Below are 22,837 nucleotides of genomic sequence, written 5' to 3'. Positions count from 1 at the left end.
AACGGCTTCGACCTGTTATTCATAATCCTCTGCTTTCAATCTTTGTTCCGTCAATACCAGGCTTCCCATCAGGATAAAATGGAACAGCGCGGCCATGCCCGGAAGTTTCAGTGCATAGGCCAATCCGCCTCCGATCACGGTCAATGCGATCCCTGATATCAAAACGGGCCAGCGCAACTTTTTCCACACCAAATAGCCGGAAATAACAAGCGGGATCATCACAAGCATCAACACAACCGGAAATTGGATCTGTTGCGGCACATATTGCACCACTCCGCTCACTTTTTTCGGGACGATTTCCACCCACAAAAAATTGGTGAAGATTCCGAGCACCGTCAAGAAAAAAGTATAAAGGTGATACACCACATGGGTCACAAAGTATTCCGACCATTCAATACGGATGCGCCGCATAATATCAAGGGATACATACACCAGCGTCGGAATCAGCAAAACATGGAGCAAATAACGGACAATGCTCAGCATCTCAAATAATTCGGATTGCCCCACCCAGATCCCGAGCGACAAAACCAAATTGTCATAAACGAATGCCAAAATGATGAATAAAATCCATGAAGTCCCCCAAAAAAAAGATTCCCGAAAGGAACGGAAACTCCAGATAAACAAAGCCAGATATCCAATTGTCAAAACCGGATAAAGGAAAGCATCCATAATTTCCTCCAATCATATGTATCCATCCAAGGGTTTCTTTGTCGGTTATCCAAACGTTCCCCCCAGATTTAATTCCATCATAGTCAAAATTTAACAATTCATACCCGGGAAATGTGACATGCTTTCAACGATTCCGTGTCGTTTTTGACATTCTTTTCCACTTCATGAAAGCGGGCTTGTTCTCTTCCGAAAACGCCCGCTTCCTTTTTTACTCCGGTCTGCTGACCAATTCCACCAGTTTTTCCACCGCTTCTTCCTCATCGGAACCTTCCGCGGTGATGGTGATTTCCGTACCGCGGGAGACCGCCAGGCTCATAATTCCCATGATGCTTTTGGCATTCACTTTTTTATTCCCTTTGACCACAAAAATATCCGAAGCAAACTTGTTCGCTTCTTGCACAAACAAAGCCGCCGGTCGGGCATGAAGTCCGGTTTCCAACTGAACGGTTACTTTTTTTTCTGCCATCACAATCCTCCTTACTTCACAATTTCTTCGCAATTTCCTCCAATTTGCGGAGACGGTGGTTAATAGCCGACTTGCTGATCTTTCCTTCCGGCAACAACTGGCCCAATTCCGCCAGGTTGGCTTCCGGATATTTCAAACGGGCTTCAGCGACTTCCCGCAATTTTTTCGGCAATTGTTCCAAACCGATTTCCCGGTCAATCCGTTTGATGTTTTCGATTTGGCGCATGGCAGCCTGAATCGTTTTGTTCAAATTCGCCGTTTCACAATTGACCAGCCGATTCACCGAATTTCTCATATCTTTCATGATGCGTGCGTTCTCAAATTCGAGCAAAGAAGGATGCGCGCCGATGATATTTAAAAACTCCCCGATTTTGTCCCCTTCTTTAATATAAACCACAAAGCCTTTTTTGCGCTCAATCACTTTGGCATGCAAATGAAACTGATTCATCACTTCGCAAAGTGATTGACTATGGTCTTGGTAAGTCGATACAATTTCCAAATGATAAGAAGCGCTGTCCGGGTTGTTGACCGAACCGGCGGCCAAAAACGCTCCCCTTAAATAAGCTCTTTTGCAGCAAGGACGGCCAATGAGGCCAGGGGAGATTCCTTCGACCCTTTCCCATGAATTTTTTTTCATGATGTGCAGTTCTTCCAAAATCCGGCTCGTGTCCGAAGTCAAGCGTATCAAATAAACATTGTTTTTCTTCAAGCGGACTTTTTTGCGCACCAACACCTCGGGATGAATCTGATACAAATTTTTGACCAAAGAAAAAATGTATCGCGCGGTCGACGGGTTTTCAGTCACAATATCGATCATGGGCTTCTTGTGCATAATGTGAACCGTGCCGTTCATCCGGACCAATGCCGACAGTTCAGCCGTCTTGCAACAAGTCTCCGACTGAAGCTGGGTCAATTCTTTTTTGATCATCGCAGTAAATGACATAGAACATCCCTTCTTTTAACCACTTTGCCGCTTTTTCATGCGCTCATGTATCAAGCGGAAAATGTGTCCGCTGATCCGTTCGGCGTCATGGCGCAATACAGACTGATACAACAGCAAGTTATCGGCAACGACATGGCAACCGAGACGGTGAATCTCTTTCATGTCCGGCAAAACCATCTTTTGGCCCCGTTCGGCATATTGCTGTTGGATGGCAAGCGGTGGGACCTCATTATTGATGATGGCCACATCAAACAAGCGTTCACCAACGTGATCATAAATGGCTTGAATGTGGTCACTGGCAGAAAACCCGTCGGTCTCCCCGGGTTGCGTCATGACATTGCAAACATAAATCTTGCAGGCATCGGACTTGCGAATCATCCGGCTCATGTCTTTGACCAACAGGTTGGGAAGAATGCTGGTGTACAAACTCCCCGGCCCGACCACGATGCCATCCGCCGCCTCGATGGCTTCCAACGCCTCGGGAAGGGGATGCGGATCCGGCGGGTTTAAAAAAACACGGCGAATCGGCTTTCCGGTTTGCGGAATTTGTGACTCTCCCTCGACAATGCTTCCGTCCTTCATTTCCGCCATCAACACAACATCCTGCTCACTGGCAGGGAGAACCCGTCCGCGCACCGCAAGAACACGGCTCATTTCTTTGACCGCTTGCGTGAAATCCCCTGTGATTTCTTTCATCGCGGCGATCATTAAATTCCCCAATGTGTGCCCTGCCAAACCATCCCCGTTTTTGAACCGGTATTGCAAAACACTTTCCAAAAGGGGTTCCGTATCTGCAAGCGCAATCAAAACATTTCGGATATCGCCGGGGGGAGGCATCCGTAAATCATTGCGCAGCCGCCCCGAGCTGCCTCCGTCGTCTGCTACGGTCACAATGGCCGTGATCTCAATGGGCAACTTTTTCAAACCACGTAAAATAACGGACAATCCTGTACCGCCACCAATGCAAACCACACGCGGACGCCTAAATACATTCGAATTCAGGTTCTTCTTTGCCGACAATGCTATCCGCCTTTCTTCATGTCTCGATGTGCGATTCGACAATGCTCCTGTTTATTGAAAGTCTGATACAAATACTCTGCAATGGCCACGGAACGATGTTTTCCTCCCGTGCATCCGATTCCGATCACCAGTTGCGACTTTCCTTCCCGTGCATACCGGGGGATCAAAAACTCCAACAAAGTGGTCAACTTCTCCAAAAACTGTTTGGTTTCCGTCCATTTCATGACGTATTCGGCCACTTCAGGGTCCCGTCCGGTTTGCGGACGAAGGGAGTCAACATAATGGGGATTTGGCAAAAAGCGCACATCGAAAATAAGATCGGCATCGATGGGGATGCCATGTTTAAATCCAAAGGATACAAAGGTCACCATCATTTTGGCCGAATCTTTCTCCGAAATCATGACGGCGATTTTCTCCTTCAGATCGGAAGGCTTCAAATCGCTCGTGTCGATGAGATAGTGTGCACGGCCTTTGATCTCTTCCAACAACCTGCGCTCTTTTAAAATGGCATCCAACGGCGTGCTGCCGGGATAAAGCGGATGGCGACGCCTCGTCTCCTTAAACCTTCGAACCAGTGTGTTGTCATCAGCATCTAAAAAGATAATCCGCGGGTGAATCCCGTGATTTTTAACCAACAGATCCAGTGAATCAAGCAAAGAAGAAAAAAACTCCCGGCCTCTTAAGTCAATCACCACGGCCACTTTATGGTATTTGCTCTTTGATTCTTTCAGAAGCTCTGCAAATTTGGGCAGCAAGATCGGGGGCAAATTGTCTATGCAAAAGTAGCCTTGATCTTCCAAGCTTTGCATCGCTACGGACTTTCCAGCTCCGGACATACCGGTGATGACAACCATATTCACTTCTTGTTTTTGTTCCACGGCCATCACCTCTGAGCAACCATTTCCTCTTATTATACATTATTTTCCCGTCCTTGCTAAAAGACCCGCAGCCCCGATGAATCCGGCTTGGTTACCCAACCGTGCCAACTCGATCCGGACACCTTGGCCGGCATTTTGTTGCACCTGCTTCCGGTAGTGGTTTTCCAAGGGCTTCAGCAAAGCATCCCCCGCCTTGGAAACACCGCCTCCTATAATGAACAGCGAAGGATTTACCACGACCGAAAGAATGGCCATCGCCCGGGCAAGCGCATCAACGGCCCTTTCCACTGTTCTTTTGGCCAGGAAATCTCCTTTTTCCGCTTCGGCGAAAATTTCTTTGGTTGACAACGTTCCGTTTTGAACCGGAAGTACCAGCGAAGATTCTTCCCCTGCCTCCACCGCTTCACGAACCAGCCGCACCATTCCGGTCGCCGATGCGATCGTTTCCAAACATCCGGTTCGTCCACAGTTACACAACACCCCGTCCGGATCAATCGGAATATGCCCGATCTCCCCGGCAATGCCCCGGGCACCGTGTAAAAGTTTGCCGCCGGCAATAATGCCTCCGCCCACACCGGTTCCGAGTGTGATCAACACCACATTTTGCTCACCGGCACCGGCACCGGTCCATACTTCTCCGAGCGCGGCAACATTGGCATCATTATCAATCTTCACAGGTACTTCAAACGCCGACTCCAGCTGATCACGAATCGGGACATCCCGCCAACCCAGATTGGTCAAATACTTGACAACACCGCCGGGAATATCGAGAAAGCCGGGCAATCCCACACCCACTCCCCCGATTTCCTCCCACGGCACCCGGGCCTCTTTGGCCAAGTCCTGTGTATGGCGTACCATCCGGCGAATCACGCCGTCCGGACCTTCTTCTTTTAGTGTAGGTTTTTCTATGTCTTTGATCACATTTCCGTTCTGATGAACCAATCCGATTTTCATATTGGTTCCACCCAGATCGATTCCGACGAAATACTGCTTCACGTCCACACCCCTCATCGTTCCGGCTGGATTAAATCTTTTTTCAAAATGTTTTAATAGCTATATTTTGATTCATTTTATAATATCATGATTAATTTATGTCATCAATGTAGAACTAAACCGCCGGCAAACACCGGCGGTTTCGGATTCAAAGCCTTTACACCTGGCTCAAAAAGCTTTCGATTTGTTCTTTTGTCTTTGCATGGCGACTCGGCAACCGGTCGACTTCTTTTCCGTCACGATAAACGATAAAGGTCGGGATTCCTTTTACATTGTATTCATCGGCAATTTCCTTGGATTCATCCACATCCAGCTCTGCAAATTCAAACCGCCCGGAAAAGCGATCGGTGATCTCAGGCAGATCAGGCGCGATCCGTTTGCAATCAATACACCACTTTGCACTGAATTCGACCACTTTATCCCCTTCTGCAATAAAGTCGTGAAAGTTTCCTTTGTCCACTTTTTTCACAACGATCCCTCCCCTTTCCTCAGGAAAAACATTCTTTGGCGATGGTTTCCAACTGTTTGGCAAGCCGGGATACCGTTGACATGGATACTTCGTATTTTTTGGCCAGTTCTCGCTGAGTCACGGCCACCCCATGATATTTTGCCGTCAAATATTCCAGAGCCGCCGCCCATCCCTCCACTTTTCGAACCACCGAAAAGTCACGGTTTCTTGCAGCCCATTCGAACCACAGCCGTTCGATCTCCTTACAGAGGTGGGCGGTGGATGTTTCCTGAACATGCTCCAGACAGCATTCCAACACTTTTTTCCACTTATGATTCACTTCAATGACCGAAGGAAGAGGATCTTCCGGTTCCCCGCTTTCCGTGCGGCTCAATTCGCGAAGCACCATTTGCGCCAACTGTTTCAATTCCTCGTCTTCTTCCGGTTGTGACACAAACTGCTCCAACAATTGTTTCACTTCATCATCCGAAAACCAAGTCAAAAACTTGATGACTTGCCTTTTCGTTTGATGATCGCCCCGGCTCAAAGCCCAGAAAAAAGCAGAGCGCAAAAGCAGATTGCTCTGTAATTGCTTGACAATCTCCTCGTTGGGGCCGAACAGTTCCATCCGGTTTAATTGCTCTTCAAACGGAAGCTGGTAATGATAAGGGAGCTTCGGCGGTTGATCCAACTCCACCCATTGGTCCATATGTTTGTAATAGAAAGCCGCGATCGCTTCCCTGCCTTCGAGATTCATTGCCTTTTTCCAATATTGCCGGGCTCTTTCAAAGCGGCCGCAGTTCCAAGCCGCAACCGCCGTGTAATGGTAAAGCCCGGGTTCCTGAATTCCGTCGACTTTCAAAAGGCGGGAAAATAATGCGTACGCCACTTCATGTTCTCCCAAAATCCCCAGCGTGGTTGCCAATTTATAAGTATTTTCCTGATGAAACGGAACCAGTTTTTTCAACATATCAAGAATGGCCCGTTCCTTTTTTTCGTCACCGAGATTCCGGGACAAAACCGCCAGATTGCACAATGCATGCAGATTATTGGGGTCGATCTTCAGCACATGTTCGATCAATCCCGTCGCCTTTTCCAAGTCCCCCGTGTAATAATAAGCCAATGCCAGATTGTTTTTCGCCGCCAAAAACTCCGGATGCGCCTCGGAAATTTCTTCGAGCAGTTGTATGGCCTGGAGAAACTTCCCTTCTTCCAAATAACTGCGTGCTCTTTCATGATCCTCAATATAGCCGGGCTGGTTCACCGGCTTCCATTCTTTTGGGGGACGTCCGAGCTCCTGGGCAATCATGTAAAGCATTTCTTCTGCTTCTTCTGCAAAGTCTCCGTAAGGATCCCGGCTCAAATATTGCAACAAATATTCTTCGGCCCGTTCCAAATCGCCCATGTTGGCCGCGTTATTCGCCATATAAAACCAGCATTCATATAAATCAGGATCCACTTCTTCCAAAACGGACATCAGCACTTGATTGGACTCTTGAAAGCGCCCCAGTTCCGAAAGAATGCCGGCCAGGTTGCAGTGATTCACCGGATTTCCCGGTTCCTTTTCCGTCGCCAAACGAAAATATTTGACCGCTTTGTCGTAACGGTGGCGGTCAAGGTAATATAAGGCCCGTTCAAAGAAAAAGCCGGCATCCATCCGCAAACGGATGATTTTTTTATTTTTTTGGCGGTCTGCTCCGGCCTGTGATTTTCTCATGAATTTCCCCTCCACCCAGCACAATGTTTTCGCCAGGCTGGTGTGTGTTTTTTTGGTAGTATACCAAATTCGTAACATTCTCAGGGTAATTGTCAACGATTTGACATAAAATGATGCAAATACAGAAATAAATTTCAAAACCCGAACAAGAAAGCCATGAATGAAGTTGTTTCATTATTTTATTCAATTATAGCGCAAACACAAGGGGATCACCAAGAATCCTGGCAAAAAAATGGATAATATTTCTAAAAGGATCCAACAAATTTTAACAGCCATCTTTTTAACATGGATCCATTTAAATATTACAACAAAACATCAATATATGGAGAGTCTCAAACAAAATAAAAAACAAGAGAACGCATGATCCCTTGTCTGTATTTTTAAAGATTTGCTATTGATTCCGATCTTTTAATACACGGAGCACCTCATCCAGAGGCAATTTTTGTTCCCGCAGCAAAACAAACAAGTGATAAAGGAGATCCGCCGTTTCATTGCTCAGCTCTTCGGCGCTGCGGTTTTTGGCGGCAATGATCACCTCGGAAGCTTCTTCACCGACTTTTTTCAAGATCTTGTCCAATCCTTTGTCAAACAAATAAGCCGTATAAGAGCCTTCGGGCCGTTCTGCTTCTTTTTTGGCAATCACCGATTCCAACTTATTGATCATCTGAAAGCGGCCGGCGGTATCTTCCGGTTGCTCCTTAAAACAAGAGTAGGTTCCTTGGTGGCAAGCCGGCCCCTCGGGAAGCACCTTCACCAAAATCGCATCCCGGTCGCAGTCCGTCTGAACGGACACCACTTTCTGCACATTTCCGGAAGTTTCCCCTTTATGCCAAAGTTGATTGCGGGAACGGCTGTAAAACCAGGCTTCCTTTGTCTTCAGCGTCAATGCCAATGCTTCGCGGTTCATATAAGCCAAGGTCAAAACTTCTTTGCTGGCCGCATCCTGCAGTATTGCCGGCACCAGCCCTTTTTCGTCAAATTGAATATCATCCGGATGGATCAACGCACATTCACCCCGTTTTCTTTTAAAGCCTTTTTCACTTGATCGATCCCGACTTCTTGAAAATGAAAAATGGAAGCCGCCAACGCCGCATCCGCTTCGGTTTCCAGAAACACTTCCACAAAATGCTCCACCTTGCCGGCCCCGCCGGAAGCAATCACCGGAACGCCCGCTTTTTGGGCAATTTGCCGGGTCAGTGGCAGATCATAACCGTTCTTGTGCCCGTCCCGGTCCATACTGGTTAATAAAATCTCCCCGGCCCCTCTGCCAACGGCTTCCACGGCCCAGTCCACGGCCCGCTTGTCCGTTCGTTTCCGTCCGCCGTGTGTATAAACAAACCAGTCTTTTTCATCCGGGTCATACTTGGCATCAATGGCAATCACGATGCATTGGTGGCCAAACCGTTTGGCGCCTGCTTCAATCAATCCGGGATTCAAAACGGCAGATGTATTGACCGACACTTTGTCCGCTCCCGACCGCAAAATGTCATACATGTCTTCCTCCGTACGGATTCCCCCACCCACGGTGAAAGGGATGCTCAGCTGCTCCGCGGCTCTTCTCACCACATCCAGCATGATTTTCCTCCCTTCGTGGGAAGCGGAAATATCCAAAAAAACGAGTTCATCCGCCTGGTTCCGGTCATAATAAGCCGCCAGCTCCACCGGATCGCCCGCATCCTTTAAATCAACAAAAGAAACCCCTTTGACTACACGGCCGTCTTTGACATCTAAACAAGGAATGATGCGTTTGGTTATCATAAATTCGCCTCCTTTGTCGCACGGATGGCTGACGGAAAGTCGATGGCTCCGGTGTACAACGCTTTTCCGACAATGGCTCCTTTCACGCCTTCATGTTGATAAGAAGCCAACTGTTTCAGATCTGCCACCCGATGAACACCCCCGGACGCGATCACCGTTTTCCCGCATACACCCGCCAGGTCCCGCACGGCCCCGATATTCGGACCAGTCAGCATTCCGTCTCTGGAGATGTCTGTAAAGATAAACGTTTCCGCACCCCAGTCACTCATTTGTTGTGCCAATTCCCCCGCTTTCACCCGGGATGTCTTCAGCCAGCCATGGGTGGCGACAAATCCGTCCCTGGCATCCAGACCGATGGCGATATGCGCGGAATAAAGCTTCAATGCCTCTTTCACAAACGACGGATCATCAATGGCTGCGGAACCGATGACCACCCGGCGGACACCCCATTTTAAAAGCCGCTCCAACCGCTCCATATTTCGGACGCCCCCGCCGATTTGAACCGGAACCGGAGAGAATTCCACAATCTTTTGAATGATGGAGGCATTTTCCATCCCTCCAGAACGCGCCGCATCCAAATCCACGATATGGAGCCATTCCGCTCCCTGTTCGATAAACGTTTGTGCCACGTTCAGCGGATCTTCGCTGTACACCGTTTCCTGACCGTAATCCCCTTGTTTGAGCCGGACACACTTGCCGCCCCTTAGATCGATGGCCGGATAGATGACAAAACTCATGATGTCCCCACCTTTTCACTGAGCTTGGCAAACCGTTCCAACAAGGCAAGTCCCAGCTTGCCGCTTTTTTCCGGATGGAATTGCATGCCGTAAATGTTTCCGCGGGTGACCACCGCCGCCACCGTCTGGTGGTAATCGGTGGTGGCAATCACATCTTCGGGATTGTCCGCTTGGATATGATAGGAATGGGCAAAATAAACATGTCCTTCTTCCAATCCCTTAAATAACGGATGCGGATGTTTAAAACTCAGCCAATTCCACCCCATATGCGGAATCCGGTATTCCCCTTCAAACCGGACCACGTGGCCGGGCAGCAAATTTAATCCCTGATGATAGCCATGTTCATCACTGCTGGTGAACAACAATTGCATTCCCAGACAAATCCCCAAAACCGGTTTGTTCCGGCGGGCCGCTTCCTTGATCACCGCGGCCAGATCCCTTTGGGTCAGTTCATACATCGCCTTTCCGAACGCACCGACTCCCGGCAGGATAATCGCATCCGCTTCAAGAATTGTTTCCCGGTCAGACGCGATGACACTGTCATAGCCCATCCGTTCCAATGCTTTGGACACACTATGCAAATTTCCCATTCCGTAATCGACAATGACAATCATCACAAGACTCCTTTCGATGAAGGGATTCCCTGTACGCGGGGATCCATCTGCACCGCATCATCCAATGCTCTCCCCAATGCTTTGAAACAAGCCTCGATCATATGATGGGTGTTTTGGCCATAGTGAAGGATCACATGCAAAGTGATGCGCGCTTCAAGCGCCAATTTCCAAAAGAATTCATGGACAAGCTCCGTGTCAAAACGCCCCACCTTCTCACTCGGGAATTCCGCCCGGAATTCCAAATGGGGACGGTTGGACAAATCGACCACCACCTGGCCCAACGCCTCATCCATCGGAACAAAAGCATTGCCATAGCGGCGGATTCCCCTTTTGTCCCCGAGCGCTTCCCTCAACGCCTGTCCCAGACAGATGGCGATGTCTTCCACGGTATGATGATCATCAATATGGGTATCTCCTTTAGCTTCGACAAACAAATCAAATTTCCCGTGTTTTGCAAACAGATCCAGCATGTGTTCCAAAAACGGGACGCCTGTCTTCAAATTGGTTTGTCCCATCCCATCCAATTGCAATGCCAAAGAAATCTCGGTTTCCCTGGTTTGACGGGAGATATTACTCATCCGCTTCCCTGTTTTCACCAATTCCCTCACCTTCCCTTTTCTTTGCCATCCGTACCCGGACCGATTCGGCATGCGCCGTCAGTCCTTCCGCTTCCGCGAGGTACATCACTTTGTTCCCGTCACGGTAAAGCGCCTCCGGACTGTAGGAAATGACACTGGTCTTTTTCACAAATTGATCCACGCTCAGCGGTGAAAAAAAGCGGGCCGTTCCGCTGGTCGGCAACACATGATTGGGCCCGGCCCAATAATCCCCCAACGGTTCCGGACTGTGTTCACCCAGGAAGACGGCACCCGCGTGTTTAATTTTGGCAAGCCAATGCCAAGGATCGCGAACCATCAGTTCCAGATGTTCGGGCGCCAGCTGATTTGCGGTTGACACCGCTTCTTCCATATCTTTCACCACACAAACGGCACCGAAATTTTTGATGGATGCTTCCGCAATCTCGCGGCGCGGCAACCGGCGGCATTGTCTGTCCACTTCCTCCGCGACGCGTTCAGCCAAAAAGCGGGAAGGCGTGATACACACAGCGGAGGCCATCCGGTCGTGTTCCGCCTGGGAAAGCAGATCGGCCGCCACATAAACCGGATCCGCCGATTCATCCGCAAGGGCCACGATCTCACTCGGACCGGCGATGCTGTCAATATCCACTTGGCCGAACACCGCCCGTTTCGCCAACGCCACATAGACATTGCCGGGCCCCACAATCTTGTCCACACGGGGAATACTTTCCGTCCCATAGGCCAAGGCAGCAATCGCCTGAGCTCCTCCGACCCGGAAGATGCGGTCCGCACCAGCAATTTTTGCCGCCACCAGCGTCGTTACATACACCTCCCCGTTTTCAAGCGGGGGAGTCACCATGATCACCTCGTTGACGCCGGCGGTTTTGGCCGGAATCACATTCATCAACACAGATGAGGGATAAGCTGCTTTTCCTCCCGGCACGTAAACTCCGACCTTTTCCAAAGGAATGACTTTTTGTCCCAAAACGGTTCCGTCTTCCTCTGTAAAAAACCACGACTGTTGCCGTTGGTGTTCATGAAACTTCCGGATGCGTCCGGCCGCTTCGGTCAAAACCCGGACCAACTCCGGATCCGCCTGCTCCATGGCTTCTTCAATTTCTTCCGGACTCACTTCCCATTTTTGAACGTCGGCACCGTCAAACTGAAGTGTGAAGGTACGCAGGGCTTCATCGCCTTTTTTCCGGACCAGGTCAATGATCTCTTGCACCGCTGACAACGGTTCTTCCGTTTCAATCCCGGCCCGGTGGAGACGTTTTAAATCCTCCCGCGAGACAATTTTGATCACAGACGCCCCTCCTTTTCAATCACGCGTTCCAAATCACCCAAAATTTTTTGGATCCGTTCATTCTTCAAGCGGTAACTTCCTTTATTGGCAATCAACCGCGAGGTAATATCGGCAATACAACACCACTCCACCAAACCGTTTTCCTTCAGTGTCCGGCCGGTGGAGACAATATCGACAATCCGCTCAGCCAATCCGATGATCGGAGCCAGTTCGACTGATCCGTGCAGGCTGATGATTTCAACCTGCTGTCCTTGTTCCTTAAAATATTGTTCTGCAATCCGCGGATATTTGGTTGCCACCTTCGGATGGGGGGAAAGGGTGGATTCCGGCTTCCCGGCCACAGACATCCGGCAGGGACTGATTTTCAAATCCAGTAATTCATAAACATCACGGGATTGCTCCATCAGCACATCTTTCCCGACCACACCGAGGTCTGCTACTCCATATTCCACATAGGTCGGGACATCCATCGGCTTGGCCAAAAAAAAGGTCATTTCGTTCTCCGGTACCGACACCACCAGTTTTCGCGAATCCAGATCATCCGCTTTCGGAACCGGCAGGCCGGCTTGTTGAAACAGGTCAAAAGCTTCCTCCATCACCCGCCCTTTGGCCATGGCGATCGTTAACACGTGGACCACTCCCCTTCGCCGGCGATCGTCAAAACTTCATCCACATCCGGTGTCCGGTCTGCCCGGCTTCCCACCGGCTGCATGATCACCGCACAACCTTGCTCCCGTAAGGAACGCACTTTCCGATAAGCTTCCTGTTGCAAATGAGGTTCATAAAAAACTGCGATCCGTTTCGGCGATGCCGGTTTTAACGGACTGGCCTCCAACAGGCGGTCGGTTTTTAAAGCAAAACCGGTTGCCGGAAGATCCGTGTGGAAAGATTGATAAAGCTGGTCATACCGTCCTCCGCTGACGAGGGGAAATCCCATCCCTTTTGCATAGCCCTCAAAATAAACGCCGGTATAATAACCGAGACTCCCCACCAAGCTCAAATCCACTTTCACTTGCGACACACAGCCAAAAATCTGCAACTGGTCCCAAACCCGTTTCAGATAACAAAATTTTTCCCGCACTTCTTCTGTTTGGGCCGACGCAGACAGTTTTTTCCAATCTTTCCCTTCCAGTCCCGGTTTTGTCAGCTCCATGATTTCTTGCCGTTCTTCAAGGGAAAGATCCAACTCCTCCAGAATGCGGCGAAATGCAACCAAATCCCTGACTTCCAATGTTTCTTTCAACTTTTCAATCGCTTCATCCCGATGAATCCGTTCCCTTAAAAATCCTTCCAAAAGTCCGACATGGCTGAGTACGATGGTCGGAGCACCGATGCCACAAGCCTGGATCGACTCCACGGCCAAAGCGATCACTTCCCCGTCGGCTTCCGGCCCCGCTTGTCCGACCAGTTCCACCCCCGACTGAAATTTTTCGCTGTTTCGGCCTGCTTCCTTCTCTTGGGCGCGGAAAACCGTCCCGTGATAAAACAGGCGCAGCGGCAAAGGCTCCCTTTTTAAAACCGAAGTCACCAACCGCGCGATCGGAGCGGTCTGGTCGGGACGCAAAACCAACAGATTCCCGTCCCGGTCCATGCATTTAAACATCCGCGAAACGGGAATCTGGCTGGATTGTCCCACTGTATCAAAAAATTCCAAGGCCGGCGTGCAGACTTCCTGATAGCCCCACTTGACAAAATGATCCCGGACCCGGTCTTCCAACAAACGTTTCTTTTCCGCAATGAGCGGCGGAAAGTCCCGAAAACCCATTGGTTTTTCAAATGTCTGCGGTTTGGTCATCGCACTCCCCTCCGCTTCGCTTTATCTTATTAAATCGATAATGAGTTAAAGTATCGTTTCAAGTAGTATAACATGAAGCACTTCTTATTGACTAGTGTTTTGTTTTTTCTTTCAACCATTCGGCCAAACCGATCAATGCTTTGCGGCGGTAAGAATAAGTCTGCCATTCTTCTTCGGACAGCTCACTCAGCACCCTCGACTCCCCTTCCGGTATAAAAATCGGGTCATAGGGGAAGTCGGTGACGGGACTTTCCGATTGTTCGATTTGCTCAACGATATGCCCTCTGGTTTCTCCGCTGAAAATCTTCATTTCCCCGTTGAAGCAGATGCCGACCGCTCCCTGGAACCAGGCTTCTCTCTTTTCCCCGTGCAAAAGTTTGCGGATTCCTTTGTAGCCAATCCGTTCATAAATCCGCTTGGACAAAATCCCGGGGAAATCTTTGTAAGCCGCAAAATAGATCCCGGCATCATCCACCATGAATTGATCCAGCCCTTGTTTACGGACTTGTTTCAATTTGGCCCGGGCTGTTTCTTCCACCGTTCCTTTATCCGGTTCCACAAAGGCAACCGTCTTCTGCTCCACGTCAATTCCGAAAGGCGCCAGGATTCCTTTGGCTTCTGCCACTTTTGCTTTGTTTTGAGTCACGAAAAAAAGTTTCATTTTTTCCCCTCCGATGGTTCGATCTGACTTTGATTTTTTCTCATTTTAACGCTAATTCTCTTGCATCAGAAATAAATAATACACTGCCAGCCGCATTATTTTTACAAAAAAGACATAAACGATCGGTTCAATGCGAATAAATACACTAGAGACTTTAACAAGGAAGGCGAAAGCAATGGGCTACTTGGGACTCTCTTTCCTGGCAACCGGGATCGTTCTGGAACTGATCGGAATCTTTCTGGTATATCGGGGAAAAAACCAATCATTGGAACCCATAATGATGGGCCTCGTTTTCCTGTTGGTTGGAATGATTTCCATATAAAACCGGCGTTTAAAACCCGAAGCTTTTTTGTGTTTTTTTGAAAACGTTTACAAATAACGGCGGATTTTAACGATCTCTTCTTTTTGCTGTAACAAATTTGTGATAAAAACCATGAAATCATCTTGAAAAGATTCGATTAATTCTACACAATGATTAATAAAGGTATTAAAATTGAATTATTGGGTTTAAGTAATGAACTTATCTGTTAATTATCAATTACTTATTTCCGATCAAATATATTTCCAGAAAGATATAAGGAAAGAGGGGTTTTTATTTATGTATAAGATCATTGGTTACTACAAAAGAAAAGATGGAATTGAAGAGTTTGCAGAGGAATTAAAAAATACATTGATCCCGAGAATCTTAAAAATCCACGGTGTAATTAAAGTGGAAGTGACGGAATTGATGGTTTCCAACAGCAGCCCGACCGATGTGACACCGGATAACGATTTTGCTTTAATGTGCGAAATTTACTTCGCAAGCCCCGATGCCCTGCAAAAAGTCTTAGCCAGCGAAGAAGGACAAGCCGTTGCCCAAAGCTGGATCAACGATGCAGCCGATTACCTGGTGGCCTATGTAGGGAAAGAACAAGTCTTCAGAGCGAACCTTTTCACCAATTTAAATTATTAATTACATATGACGGACGATCCCCTCTGTTTTGGAAACTCTTGATACACATTCTGCTGACTGGCCGGTACAAGCCAGTCAGCTTTTTTTTGTCCACCCCTTGTGGTATGCTACCTTCAGATATTTGCGGTAAAGGAGAAGTCACACCCATGAACTACCAGTTATTTCGAAAAGTGTTGTTTCGGATGGATCCGGAAACCGCCCACAACTGGACCGTCCGGGGATTGAAATGGATGCAGTCTGCTTCCTTGATTCAAAAGACCGTCTCCAAACCATTCACCATCCAAGATCCGCGCCTTGCCTCCGAATTATGGGGTATTTCTTTTCCAAACCCGGTGGGAATGGCAGCCGGATTCGATAAAAACGCCTATGTTTATCCGGCACTTGCCGCTTTGGGATTCGGCTTCGTGGAAGTCGGCACCCTGACTCCCCGTCCGCAAAACGGGAATCCCCGTCCCCGGTTGTTCCGCCTTCCGGAAGATAAAGCCGTGATCAACCGGATGGGATTTAACAATCACGGGATTGCCGCGGCGAAAGAATCCTTTGAACGATTGGGACATCCCGCCATTCCGGTCGGCATTAATTTGGGTAAAAACAAAGACACCCCCAATGACAAAGCAGTGGAGGATTATACCCGCGGTCTCCAAGAACTGTATCCCTACGGCGACTATTTTGTAATCAATGTCAGCTCCCCCAACACCAAAGGGCTTCGCGACCTCCAGCACATCGAGGCATTGCAGTCGTTATTGACGGAAATAATGAACCAACGAACGAAATTGGAAAAAATCGATCAAAAAAGAAAGCCCGTTCTGTTAAAGATCGCTCCGGATCTTGAAATCCAGACATTAAAAGAGATTGTCTCCACGGCGGTTTCCTTGCGGATTGACGGCATCATCGCCACCAACACCACGTTGTCCCGTAAAGGATTGACCGCCTCGGCCCGACATGAAAACGGAGGTTTGAGCGGAAAGCCTTTGCGGGAAAAATCAACCGAAATGATCCGACACATTTATTCCGTAACACAAGGCAGCATTCCCATCATCGGTTCGGGAGGCATTTTTTCGGGACAACATGTCATCGAGAAACTGAAAGCGGGGGCCAATCTGGTTCAAATCTATACCGGCATGATTTATCAGGGACCCGGGATCGTCAAGCAAATCAACCAGGAATTGATAAGACAGATGGAAAAAGAACAAATCAGCCATTTTACCGAATGGATCGGCCAACACTTGCAGGAAACAAAAAGACGGGTTCCCTTGTAAAAGCCCGTCTTTTTCCTGTCAAAACATTTCAGGTGGCTTTGACATTTCAATGGTGCTGACCATCTTCTTGGAGATGACAAACATTTCCCCGTCCACCTCGATGGAAAGGGTGTATTTGTCAAAATCATTGACTTTCCCTTGATATTGGTATCCGTTGACCAAATATATTTTGACGGTATCCCCCTTTTCCTTTAATTGGCTTAATATTTGGTCTTGTTCTCGGTTCATCCCCTGTCACTCCCCTTTCTCTTTCCTTGTTTCTTTTTCTTGTATTTAAATCCTTCCTCCGGCCGCTGCTTTTTTATATAGAAAATTCTTTATTTTTAAAATGAAAATATTGTTATGAAAAATGCTATAGATATATAATTAAAGATAGAGAACCACTTCAGACATAAAAGGGGGAATCCGGTTTGAGGAGAATTTTGGGGATCTCGCTTCTTCTTTTCAGCATGGTCTTTTTCAGTTTCAGTCCGCCGGTCAGCTATGCAGCCGACGATCACTTTCAACCGGGAACTTTATATGAAACGTTCCAGCAGGCTGCCAAGGAATTTCAGGTTCCCGATGAAATTTTACTGGCTGTCAGTTATGCCGAAACCCGCTGGCAAGACCATCACGGACAACCCAGCCAGCTCAACGGCTACGGGTTGATGCACCTGGCCGACAACCCGTACAACCAATCATTGAAAGAAGCCAGCCGCCTGTTGAATCTCCCCGAATCCACATTGAAGACAGATATCAAACAAAACATCCGGGGAGGCGCTGCCGTTTTGGCCGAACTGGCCAAGGAAAACAATCAGGGCCAGATCCCGCAAAATTTGGCTGACTGGTATACCACCGTGGCCGATTACAGCGGGTTATCCTCCGACTTGGCTGCCAAATGGTATGCCGATGAAGTTTTCAAAATCATCAATGAAGGCGCACAACGGGTGATTGACGGGGAAGATGTTTTCATTCAGCCGACTCCGGTAACACCTCATACAGGAAAGTATGAACAAGTGGAAAAGCAACCGGAAAAACAGGCAACGCCCGATTACCCTGGTGCCAAATGGGTGGCCGCTTCCAGTTCCAACTATACAGCGGCCAATCGCGAAAGCGACGGCAATTCCATCGACTATGTCATCATTCATACGACACAGGGCTCTTACAGCGGCACGATCAGCTGGTTCCAAAATCCGGCAGCCAGTGTCAGCGCCCACTATGTAATCCGTTCCAGTGACGGAGAAATTACCCAAATGGTTCAAAACAAGGACATTGCTTGGCATGCGGGAAACTGGAACTACAACGTCCACAGCATCGGGATCGAACATGAAGGATACGTCAGCGATCCGGCTTGGTACACGGATGCCATGTACCGCGCTTCAGCCAACCTGACCCGCTGGTTGTGTGACCGGTACGGCATTCCCAAAGACCGAAGCCATATTATCGGACACAATGAAGTGCCGGGCGCAACCCATACTGATCCGGGTTCCCACTGGGATTGGAACTACTATATGTCTTTGGTCAAGGAGTCTCAAGAACTCGTTTTTGACAACACCGGCGCAAAAATGGCCAGCGACGCATGGGGAACCAGCAGCTGGAATTCCCAAAAATACGGAAGCAACTATCATTTTGCCGAACCGGTGCTTGCCAGCGACCCTTTCTGGTACCAAATCAACATTCCTTCCTCGGGAAACTATGATATTTACGGCTGGTGGCCAGCCAACAGCGGCTATAACTCCAACACGCCCGTGATCATCAAAACATCTTCCGGCAACCAAACAGTTTATGTCAATCAGCAACAAAACGGCGGCAAATGGAACTATCTGGGCCGTTTTCACATGTCGCAAGGCACTGATTATAAAATTGCCGTATCCAGATGGTCATCCGGTTCCGGTTATGTGGTGGCTGATGCCTTCAAGCTGATTAAACAATAATTTTTTCTCTGTTCCTCCTTGAATGCGAACTTGTGTTCGTGTATGATCATAGACAAGGAGGCGGAGAAAGATGCTGGCAGCTTCTTTTCACAAATGGTATGAAACCCAGCGGCACAACATGGTCACAAACAGGCCGGCCGCAACATACCATCCCCCCGCAAGGGATGAAGACGAGCGCCAATACATGACTTTTTTGCTGGAAGAATCTTATGAATTGCAAAAACCTGTCATCGTGATCTATGCGGGGAAATATTCACCCCTTCAGTTTTACGGACGCATCAAAAAAATCCATCCGTATGAAGAATGGTTCATCATGGCCAACGGCGAATGGAAGAAAAAAATCACCTTTGATCAATTGATTGAGGTGGACCCGTTATAAAAATCCCCCGGGAAGTCTTCCCCGGGGGATTTGGTTATGCTTCGGCTTGACGACTTCTTTTGGACTGCCATCTTTCTTTCAATTGGGAGAGGAAAAGATAGACGATCGGAACAATAAACAAAGTCAATAACGTGGACGAGGCAAGTCCTCCGATCACCACAATCGCCAATCCTTGCGACATGGCGGCACCTTCTCCATACCCGAGAGCCAGCGGCAACAAAGCGAAAATCGTTGCAAAAGCCGTCATCAAAATGGGACGCAGACGGGTTTCTCCTGCTTCCAACAAAGCATCAACGGTATTGTGCCCGCGTTTTTTCATCTGTTGCACACGATCCACAAAGACGATCGCATTGGTGACCACGATCCCGATCAACATCAATGCCCCGATCAAAGCAGGCGCACTGATCGGCTGACCGGCAATCCACAGACCGAGCAAACCGCCGATGACGGCATACGGGAGAGAGAACAAAATGGTAAAGGGTGCCGTGGCTTCCCCAAATGCAATCAACATGACCACATAAACGGCAAAGACCGCGACGATCATGGCTTTCCCCAGATTAGCAAAGCTTTCGTTCATTTGTTCGATATCGCCGCCCAGTTTGACCGAAACGCCTTGCGGGATCGGAGTGCTGTCAATTTGCGCTTGAATGTCTTTGGAAACGGCTCCGGTGTCCTTAATGGTGACATCCCCGGAAACGGTGGCAGCCAACTGCCCGTTTTCTCTTTTGACGGTGACCGGTCCTTCTTCCACCTTGACGTTGGCAATATCTTTGAGCGGAACCAGTTCACCGGTGGAGGATAATATCCGGATTTCTTTCACCTTATCCACCGAATTGACTTCATCTTGTTTCAATCCCAATTTCACTTCTTGCGATTCGTTTCCTTTCTCAATTTCAAAGATCGTATCCGCCTGCAACAATCCGCGGACACTTGCGGCCACTTGTTGGGCCACCAAACCTTTCTTCGCAGCTTTGGCATCATCCACTTCAATGGTGACGATTTTCTTCTGTTCACTCAAATTGTTTTCCACATTGGCAAGACCGTTCACTTTTTGAATTTTTGCCGTCAATTGATTGGTCAATGTCCGGATCTTGTCCATCGAATCTCCGGTAATCACCACTTCGATGGAATTGGAAGCGGGATTGATGCTGTTGACTTCACTGACATTCACAACGGCATCCTGATCCACCGCATTTAATTCCTTGCGGATGTTTTCCAAAAAGGTGTCCATTTCGGTGTCATCCGCCAAGGTGACAAACATGGAAGCGCGGTTGCTGCTGCCCGTTGAACCGTCATTGGTCATCTGGCTGCTCATGTTCCCGACCGAACTGCTGATCACTTTCACTTCCGGGTGCTGTTTCAACTTTTGCTCCATTTGTTCGGCGACTTGATTTGTTTTTTCCAAATTCGTGCCGGAAGGCATTTTCAATTCAATGTTCATCGCTTTTTCTTTATCGGAAGGAAGGAAAATGGTTCCGATAAAGGGTACGAGCGCAAAACTTCCCAACAACATTAAAGTCGACCCGACCAAAACGATTTTTTTATGGTTCAAAGACCAATTGAGAGCTTTTTTGTATTGTTCCGCCAGCCGGCTCCTTGTCCGGTCTTTTTTCAACGGCTTTCCGTTCAAAGCCAGCAATTTCGCCAAGACCGGAACGATGGTGACAGCCACCACCAACGAGCACAAAAGCGAAATGGTCACCGTCAGTGCAAAGGGATAAAAGACTTCACCGATAATCCCTTCAATCATTCCGAGCGGAACAAATACCGCAACCGTCGTCAATGTGGAGGATGTAATGGCTGAAGCAACCTCTTTGGTCGCCAACAGAATCAATTCGGACGTGCGTTCCATCCCTTTCATCAGGTGGCGGTAAATGTTTTCGATCACGACAATGCTGTCATCGACCACCCGACCGATGGCCACCGTCATTCCGCCAAGGGTCATGATATTGAGGCTCACATCCGCTTGTTTCAACAAGATCAAGGTTGCAAAAACAGACACCGGAATCGAAACAATCGAAATCAATGTCATGCGCACATTCCGCAAGAACAGAAGAATCACAACCGAAGCAAACAGAGCCCCGAGCAATCCTTCCCGCACCATGGAATGGATGGACATTTTGACACTGTCCGACTGGTCAAACAACTTCATGAATTGAACGTCTTTATTGGCTTTTGCCAGCTGATCCAGTTGCGCATTCACTGCATCTGCTGTTTCCACCACATTATCATCCGGATTTTTGATGACCTCCACATTGATGGAGGGTTTCCCGTTGGTCCGGGTGATCATGGATTGACCTTTTGCTGATTCCGTAATGGTGGCAATGTCCTGAAGTTTGACGGTTTTAATTTCCGGTTCTTTCATTTCCGGTTTGCCGGTGCCGGCAGAAGTTTTTCCTTGCGAAGCCGGCATTTTTACCGATTGGCTGTTTCCTTTCGGCACAGTTCCGGAAGATTTGGGCATCTTCGCCAGCATCGCTTGCAATTGTTTGCTCAGCGCCACCAGTTCAGCTTGTTTGGCCTTCAACTGTCCCTGCAACATGGCGATTTGTTGTTTGAGCTCAGGATTTTCAGGATCTTTTTGCAGTTGCTCCATCGCTTTATTTAACTCAATCTGAATCCCGATCATTTCGGCTTGGACTTTTTGCGTATGGGCCTGTACTTTCGCCAACTGCTGGGTTCCTTGGCTGACTTGCCCCAATCCTTGGCTCACCTGTCCCAGTCCTTGGCTCATTTGCCCCAACCCTTCGCTCAATCCTCCGACAGCTTGACCTAGGCCGCCTACAGCCTGCCCCAAGCTCTCCATGGATTGACCGATTTGGTTGAAGGCATCCTGCATGCCTTCCGTCGGATTGGCAGGAACGGTCAACTCAAAATTTTTCAAGTCTTCCACTGAGGTGATCTCCTGATGAATGCGTACAGGCATATCCACATTGCCGGTGTTTAAATCCCCCAGCGGCAAAGACATCTGGGCACTGGCCAAAGCTTGTTGAACTTGCTGCATAGTGAGATTATGTTTCTTTAATGCTTCCGGATTCAAACGAATGTATACCGCTTTGGTCCCTTCTCCTTTTACCTGTACTTCACCGACCCCTTCGATCGACTCCAGTTTGGGTTTCACCACATCTTTTACCCATTGCTCCAATTCAGTGGCATTTTTCTTGTCACTGCTTACCGTAAAATTAATCATGGGGAAGGTGTTGAATCCAAACCGGTTAAAGATTGTATCCATCACATTGTCCGGCAAATCCAAACGGTCCAGGGCGTCCCTCATTTGTTGCTGCGCCTTGTCCAGATCCGCATCAAAATCAAATTGGGCAACCACCACGGAAGTACTGTCTGCCGAAATGGATGTAACCTTATCCACCCCTTTGACTCCCATGATTTCTCTTTCTATCGGCTTGGTCACCTCTTCGGCGATATCCTCAGGCGATGCCCCCGGATACGGGGTGACTGCGACAATCACCGGAAAGTTGATATCCGGCATGGCTTCCATTTTTAATTGGGTTGCTGTATAAACACCGCCACCGGTTACCAAAATGATCAAAATCAACACTGCGGCAACGTTTCGCAGTGAAAAACGGGTCAACCAATTCACCTTGACTCCCCTTTCATATCACCCATAAATAATTAATCTGATTAAATAATAACTTCTAAGCAAATTGAAAAATAGTGTATCTCACTGTTGTTCATATAAATTCCAATCTTTCATCCCATGAATACCAAAAACCGGAATCGGATTCCGGTTTTT

Annotated in this window: 23 protein-coding genes; 4 read left to right on the top strand and 19 right to left on the bottom strand. The window is 48.4% G+C overall.

The window, feature by feature from the left end:
• Window positions 1-15: 15 nt before the first annotated feature.
• The 17 genes from FA954_RS02405 to FA954_RS02325 all read right to left on the bottom strand — a co-directional run bounded on the left by FA954_RS02405 (window position 16) and on the right by FA954_RS02325 (window position 14,583).
• Window positions 16-669 carry a hypothetical protein gene (locus FA954_RS02405; RefSeq protein ID WP_049720659.1) on the bottom strand — a complete coding sequence of 218 codons (654 nt, stop codon included), beginning with the start codon at window positions 667-669 and terminating at the stop codon, window positions 16-18.
• 208 nt (window positions 670-877) lie between these two features.
• Entirely contained in the window at window positions 878-1,135 is a 258-nt protein-coding gene (locus tag FA954_RS02400; protein WP_138614835.1) for an HPr family phosphocarrier protein, read from the bottom strand.
• A 16-nt stretch (window positions 1,136-1,151) separates the two neighbouring features.
• On the bottom strand, window positions 1,152-2,078 hold the full coding sequence (whiA, locus tag FA954_RS02395) for a DNA-binding protein WhiA (protein ID WP_037997431.1): 927 nt from the start codon (window positions 2,076-2,078) through the stop codon (window positions 1,152-1,154).
• Window positions 2,079-2,093: 15 nt separating this feature from the next.
• Window positions 2,094-3,023 (bottom strand): gluconeogenesis factor YvcK family protein, encoded by a 930-nt coding sequence (locus tag FA954_RS02390; protein WP_280524670.1) that lies wholly within the window; start codon window positions 3,021-3,023, stop codon window positions 2,094-2,096.
• 77 nt (window positions 3,024-3,100) lie between these two features.
• Window positions 3,101-3,982, bottom strand: a complete 882-nt coding sequence (rapZ, locus tag FA954_RS02385; protein ID WP_037997447.1) for an RNase adapter RapZ — start codon at window positions 3,980-3,982, stop codon at window positions 3,101-3,103.
• Between the two features lie 33 nt (window positions 3,983-4,015).
• Complete coding sequence (locus FA954_RS02380; RefSeq protein ID WP_231564641.1) at window positions 4,016-4,972, bottom strand: ROK family glucokinase; 957 nt, start codon at window positions 4,970-4,972, stop codon at window positions 4,016-4,018.
• A 154-nt stretch (window positions 4,973-5,126) separates the two neighbouring features.
• Window positions 5,127-5,438: a thioredoxin family protein gene (locus tag FA954_RS02375; protein WP_037997434.1), complete on the bottom strand. Its 312-nt coding sequence runs from the start codon at window positions 5,436-5,438 to the stop codon at window positions 5,127-5,129.
• Window positions 5,439-5,457: 19 nt separating this feature from the next.
• Window positions 5,458-7,134: a tetratricopeptide repeat protein gene (locus FA954_RS02370; RefSeq protein ID WP_037997436.1), complete on the bottom strand. Its 1,677-nt coding sequence runs from the start codon at window positions 7,132-7,134 to the stop codon at window positions 5,458-5,460.
• 391 nt (window positions 7,135-7,525) lie between these two features.
• Entirely contained in the window at window positions 7,526-8,137 is a 612-nt protein-coding gene (hisIE, locus tag FA954_RS02365) for a bifunctional phosphoribosyl-AMP cyclohydrolase/phosphoribosyl-ATP diphosphatase HisIE (protein WP_037997438.1), read from the bottom strand.
• Window positions 8,134-8,892, bottom strand: a complete 759-nt coding sequence (hisF, locus tag FA954_RS02360; protein WP_062843244.1) for an imidazole glycerol phosphate synthase subunit HisF — start codon at window positions 8,890-8,892, stop codon at window positions 8,134-8,136. The genes hisIE and hisF overlap by 4 nt, the downstream gene beginning before the upstream one ends.
• A complete protein-coding gene (hisA, locus tag FA954_RS02355) occupies window positions 8,889-9,629 on the bottom strand; it encodes a 1-(5-phosphoribosyl)-5-[(5-phosphoribosylamino)methylideneamino]imidazole-4-carboxamide isomerase (protein WP_138614834.1) in 741 nt (246 codons plus the stop codon). The genes hisF and hisA overlap by 4 nt, the downstream gene beginning before the upstream one ends.
• Window positions 9,626-10,243: an imidazole glycerol phosphate synthase subunit HisH gene (hisH, locus tag FA954_RS02350; protein WP_037998086.1), complete on the bottom strand. Its 618-nt coding sequence runs from the start codon at window positions 10,241-10,243 to the stop codon at window positions 9,626-9,628. Before hisH ends, hisA begins: the two co-directional genes overlap by 4 nt.
• Window positions 10,243-10,821, bottom strand: coding sequence for an imidazoleglycerol-phosphate dehydratase HisB (gene hisB / locus FA954_RS02345; RefSeq protein ID WP_037998100.1), 579 nt, complete (start codon window positions 10,819-10,821; stop codon window positions 10,243-10,245). Before hisB ends, hisH begins: the two co-directional genes overlap by 1 nt.
• Complete coding sequence (gene hisD / locus FA954_RS02340; protein WP_121874334.1) at window positions 10,814-12,124, bottom strand: histidinol dehydrogenase; 1,311 nt, start codon at window positions 12,122-12,124, stop codon at window positions 10,814-10,816. The genes hisB and hisD overlap by 8 nt, the downstream gene beginning before the upstream one ends.
• Complete coding sequence (gene hisG, locus FA954_RS02335) at window positions 12,124-12,765, bottom strand: ATP phosphoribosyltransferase (protein WP_121874289.1); 642 nt, start codon at window positions 12,763-12,765, stop codon at window positions 12,124-12,126. Before hisG ends, hisD begins: the two co-directional genes overlap by 1 nt.
• Window positions 12,750-13,922, bottom strand: a complete 1,173-nt coding sequence (gene hisZ / locus FA954_RS02330; protein WP_138614833.1) for an ATP phosphoribosyltransferase regulatory subunit — start codon at window positions 13,920-13,922, stop codon at window positions 12,750-12,752. The genes hisG and hisZ overlap by 16 nt, the downstream gene beginning before the upstream one ends.
• 91 nt (window positions 13,923-14,013) lie before the next feature.
• Window positions 14,014-14,583 carry a non-canonical purine NTP pyrophosphatase gene (locus FA954_RS02325; protein ID WP_037993311.1) on the bottom strand — a complete coding sequence of 190 codons (570 nt, stop codon included), beginning with the start codon at window positions 14,581-14,583 and terminating at the stop codon, window positions 14,014-14,016.
• A gap of 598 nt (window positions 14,584-15,181) precedes the next feature.
• On the opposite strand from FA954_RS02325, the gene FA954_RS02320 reads away from it, so the two are divergent.
• Window positions 15,182-15,535 (top strand): EthD family reductase, encoded by a 354-nt coding sequence (locus tag FA954_RS02320; RefSeq protein WP_037993309.1) that lies wholly within the window; start codon window positions 15,182-15,184, stop codon window positions 15,533-15,535.
• Between the two features lie 146 nt (window positions 15,536-15,681).
• Entirely contained in the window at window positions 15,682-16,794 is a 1,113-nt protein-coding gene (locus tag FA954_RS02315; RefSeq protein ID WP_037993305.1) for a quinone-dependent dihydroorotate dehydrogenase, read from the top strand.
• A gap of 18 nt (window positions 16,795-16,812) precedes the next feature.
• Here the strand turns inward: FA954_RS02315 and FA954_RS02310 are convergent, their stop codons facing one another.
• Window positions 16,813-17,022, bottom strand: coding sequence for an RNA chaperone Hfq (locus FA954_RS02310; RefSeq protein ID WP_037993303.1), 210 nt, complete (start codon window positions 17,020-17,022; stop codon window positions 16,813-16,815).
• Between the two features lie 182 nt (window positions 17,023-17,204).
• Here FA954_RS02310 and FA954_RS02305 point away from each other — a divergent pair, with 182 nt between their 5' ends.
• Both FA954_RS02305 and FA954_RS02300 read left to right on the top strand, forming a co-directional pair.
• On the top strand, window positions 17,205-18,707 hold the full coding sequence (locus tag FA954_RS02305; RefSeq protein ID WP_049720664.1) for a golvesin C-terminal-like domain-containing protein: 1,503 nt from the start codon (window positions 17,205-17,207) through the stop codon (window positions 18,705-18,707).
• A gap of 70 nt (window positions 18,708-18,777) precedes the next feature.
• On the top strand, window positions 18,778-19,086 hold the full coding sequence (locus FA954_RS02300; RefSeq protein ID WP_037993300.1) for a YolD-like family protein: 309 nt from the start codon (window positions 18,778-18,780) through the stop codon (window positions 19,084-19,086).
• A gap of 34 nt (window positions 19,087-19,120) precedes the next feature.
• Here the strand turns inward: FA954_RS02300 and FA954_RS02295 are convergent, their stop codons facing one another.
• Complete coding sequence (locus tag FA954_RS02295; RefSeq protein WP_138614832.1) at window positions 19,121-22,684, bottom strand: efflux RND transporter permease subunit; 3,564 nt, start codon at window positions 22,682-22,684, stop codon at window positions 19,121-19,123.
• Window positions 22,685-22,837 lie beyond the last annotated feature (153 nt).

Origin of the sequence: Thermoactinomyces vulgaris, assembly GCF_005886755.1 — a bacterium.
Lineage (GTDB): Bacteria > Bacillota > Bacilli > Thermoactinomycetales > Thermoactinomycetaceae > Thermoactinomyces > Thermoactinomyces vulgaris.
This window is presented reverse-complemented; position numbering and strand designations above follow the sequence as displayed.

Excerpts from the sequence above, each read along its gene's own strand:
- FA954_RS02310 (WP_037993303.1), bottom strand. The coding sequence starts at position 17,022 with ATGAACCGAGAACAAGACCAAATATTAAGCCAATTAAAGGAAAAGGGG.
- whiA (WP_037997431.1), bottom strand. The coding sequence starts at position 2,078 with ATGTCATTTACTGCGATGATCAAAAAAGAATTGACCCAGCTTCAGTCG.
- hisA (WP_138614834.1), bottom strand. The coding sequence starts at position 9,629 with ATGAGTTTTGTCATCTATCCGGCCATCGATCTAAGGGGCGGCAAGTGT.
- FA954_RS02405 (WP_049720659.1), bottom strand. The coding sequence starts at position 669 with ATGGATGCTTTCCTTTATCCGGTTTTGACAATTGGATATCTGGCTTTG.
- FA954_RS02325 (WP_037993311.1), bottom strand. The coding sequence starts at position 14,583 with ATGAAACTTTTTTTCGTGACTCAAAACAAAGCAAAAGTGGCAGAAGCC.
- hisF (WP_062843244.1), bottom strand. The coding sequence starts at position 8,892 with ATGATAACCAAACGCATCATTCCTTGTTTAGATGTCAAAGACGGCCGT.
- rapZ (WP_037997447.1), bottom strand. The coding sequence starts at position 3,982 with ATGGCCGTGGAACAAAAACAAGAAGTGAATATGGTTGTCATCACCGGT.
- FA954_RS02370 (WP_037997436.1), bottom strand. The coding sequence starts at position 7,134 with ATGAGAAAATCACAGGCCGGAGCAGACCGCCAAAAAAATAAAAAAATC.
- FA954_RS02400 (WP_138614835.1), bottom strand. The coding sequence starts at position 1,135 with ATGGCAGAAAAAAAAGTAACCGTTCAGTTGGAAACCGGACTTCATGCC.
- hisB (WP_037998100.1), bottom strand. The coding sequence starts at position 10,821 with ATGAGTAATATCTCCCGTCAAACCAGGGAAACCGAGATTTCTTTGGCA.
- FA954_RS02315 (WP_037993305.1), top strand. The coding sequence starts at position 15,682 with ATGAACTACCAGTTATTTCGAAAAGTGTTGTTTCGGATGGATCCGGAA.
- FA954_RS02300 (WP_037993300.1), top strand. The coding sequence starts at position 18,778 with ATGCTGGCAGCTTCTTTTCACAAATGGTATGAAACCCAGCGGCACAAC.
- hisZ (WP_138614833.1), bottom strand. The coding sequence starts at position 13,922 with ATGACCAAACCGCAGACATTTGAAAAACCAATGGGTTTTCGGGACTTT.
- hisH (WP_037998086.1), bottom strand. The coding sequence starts at position 10,243 with ATGATTGTCATTGTCGATTACGGAATGGGAAATTTGCATAGTGTGTCC.
- FA954_RS02320 (WP_037993309.1), top strand. The coding sequence starts at position 15,182 with ATGTATAAGATCATTGGTTACTACAAAAGAAAAGATGGAATTGAAGAG.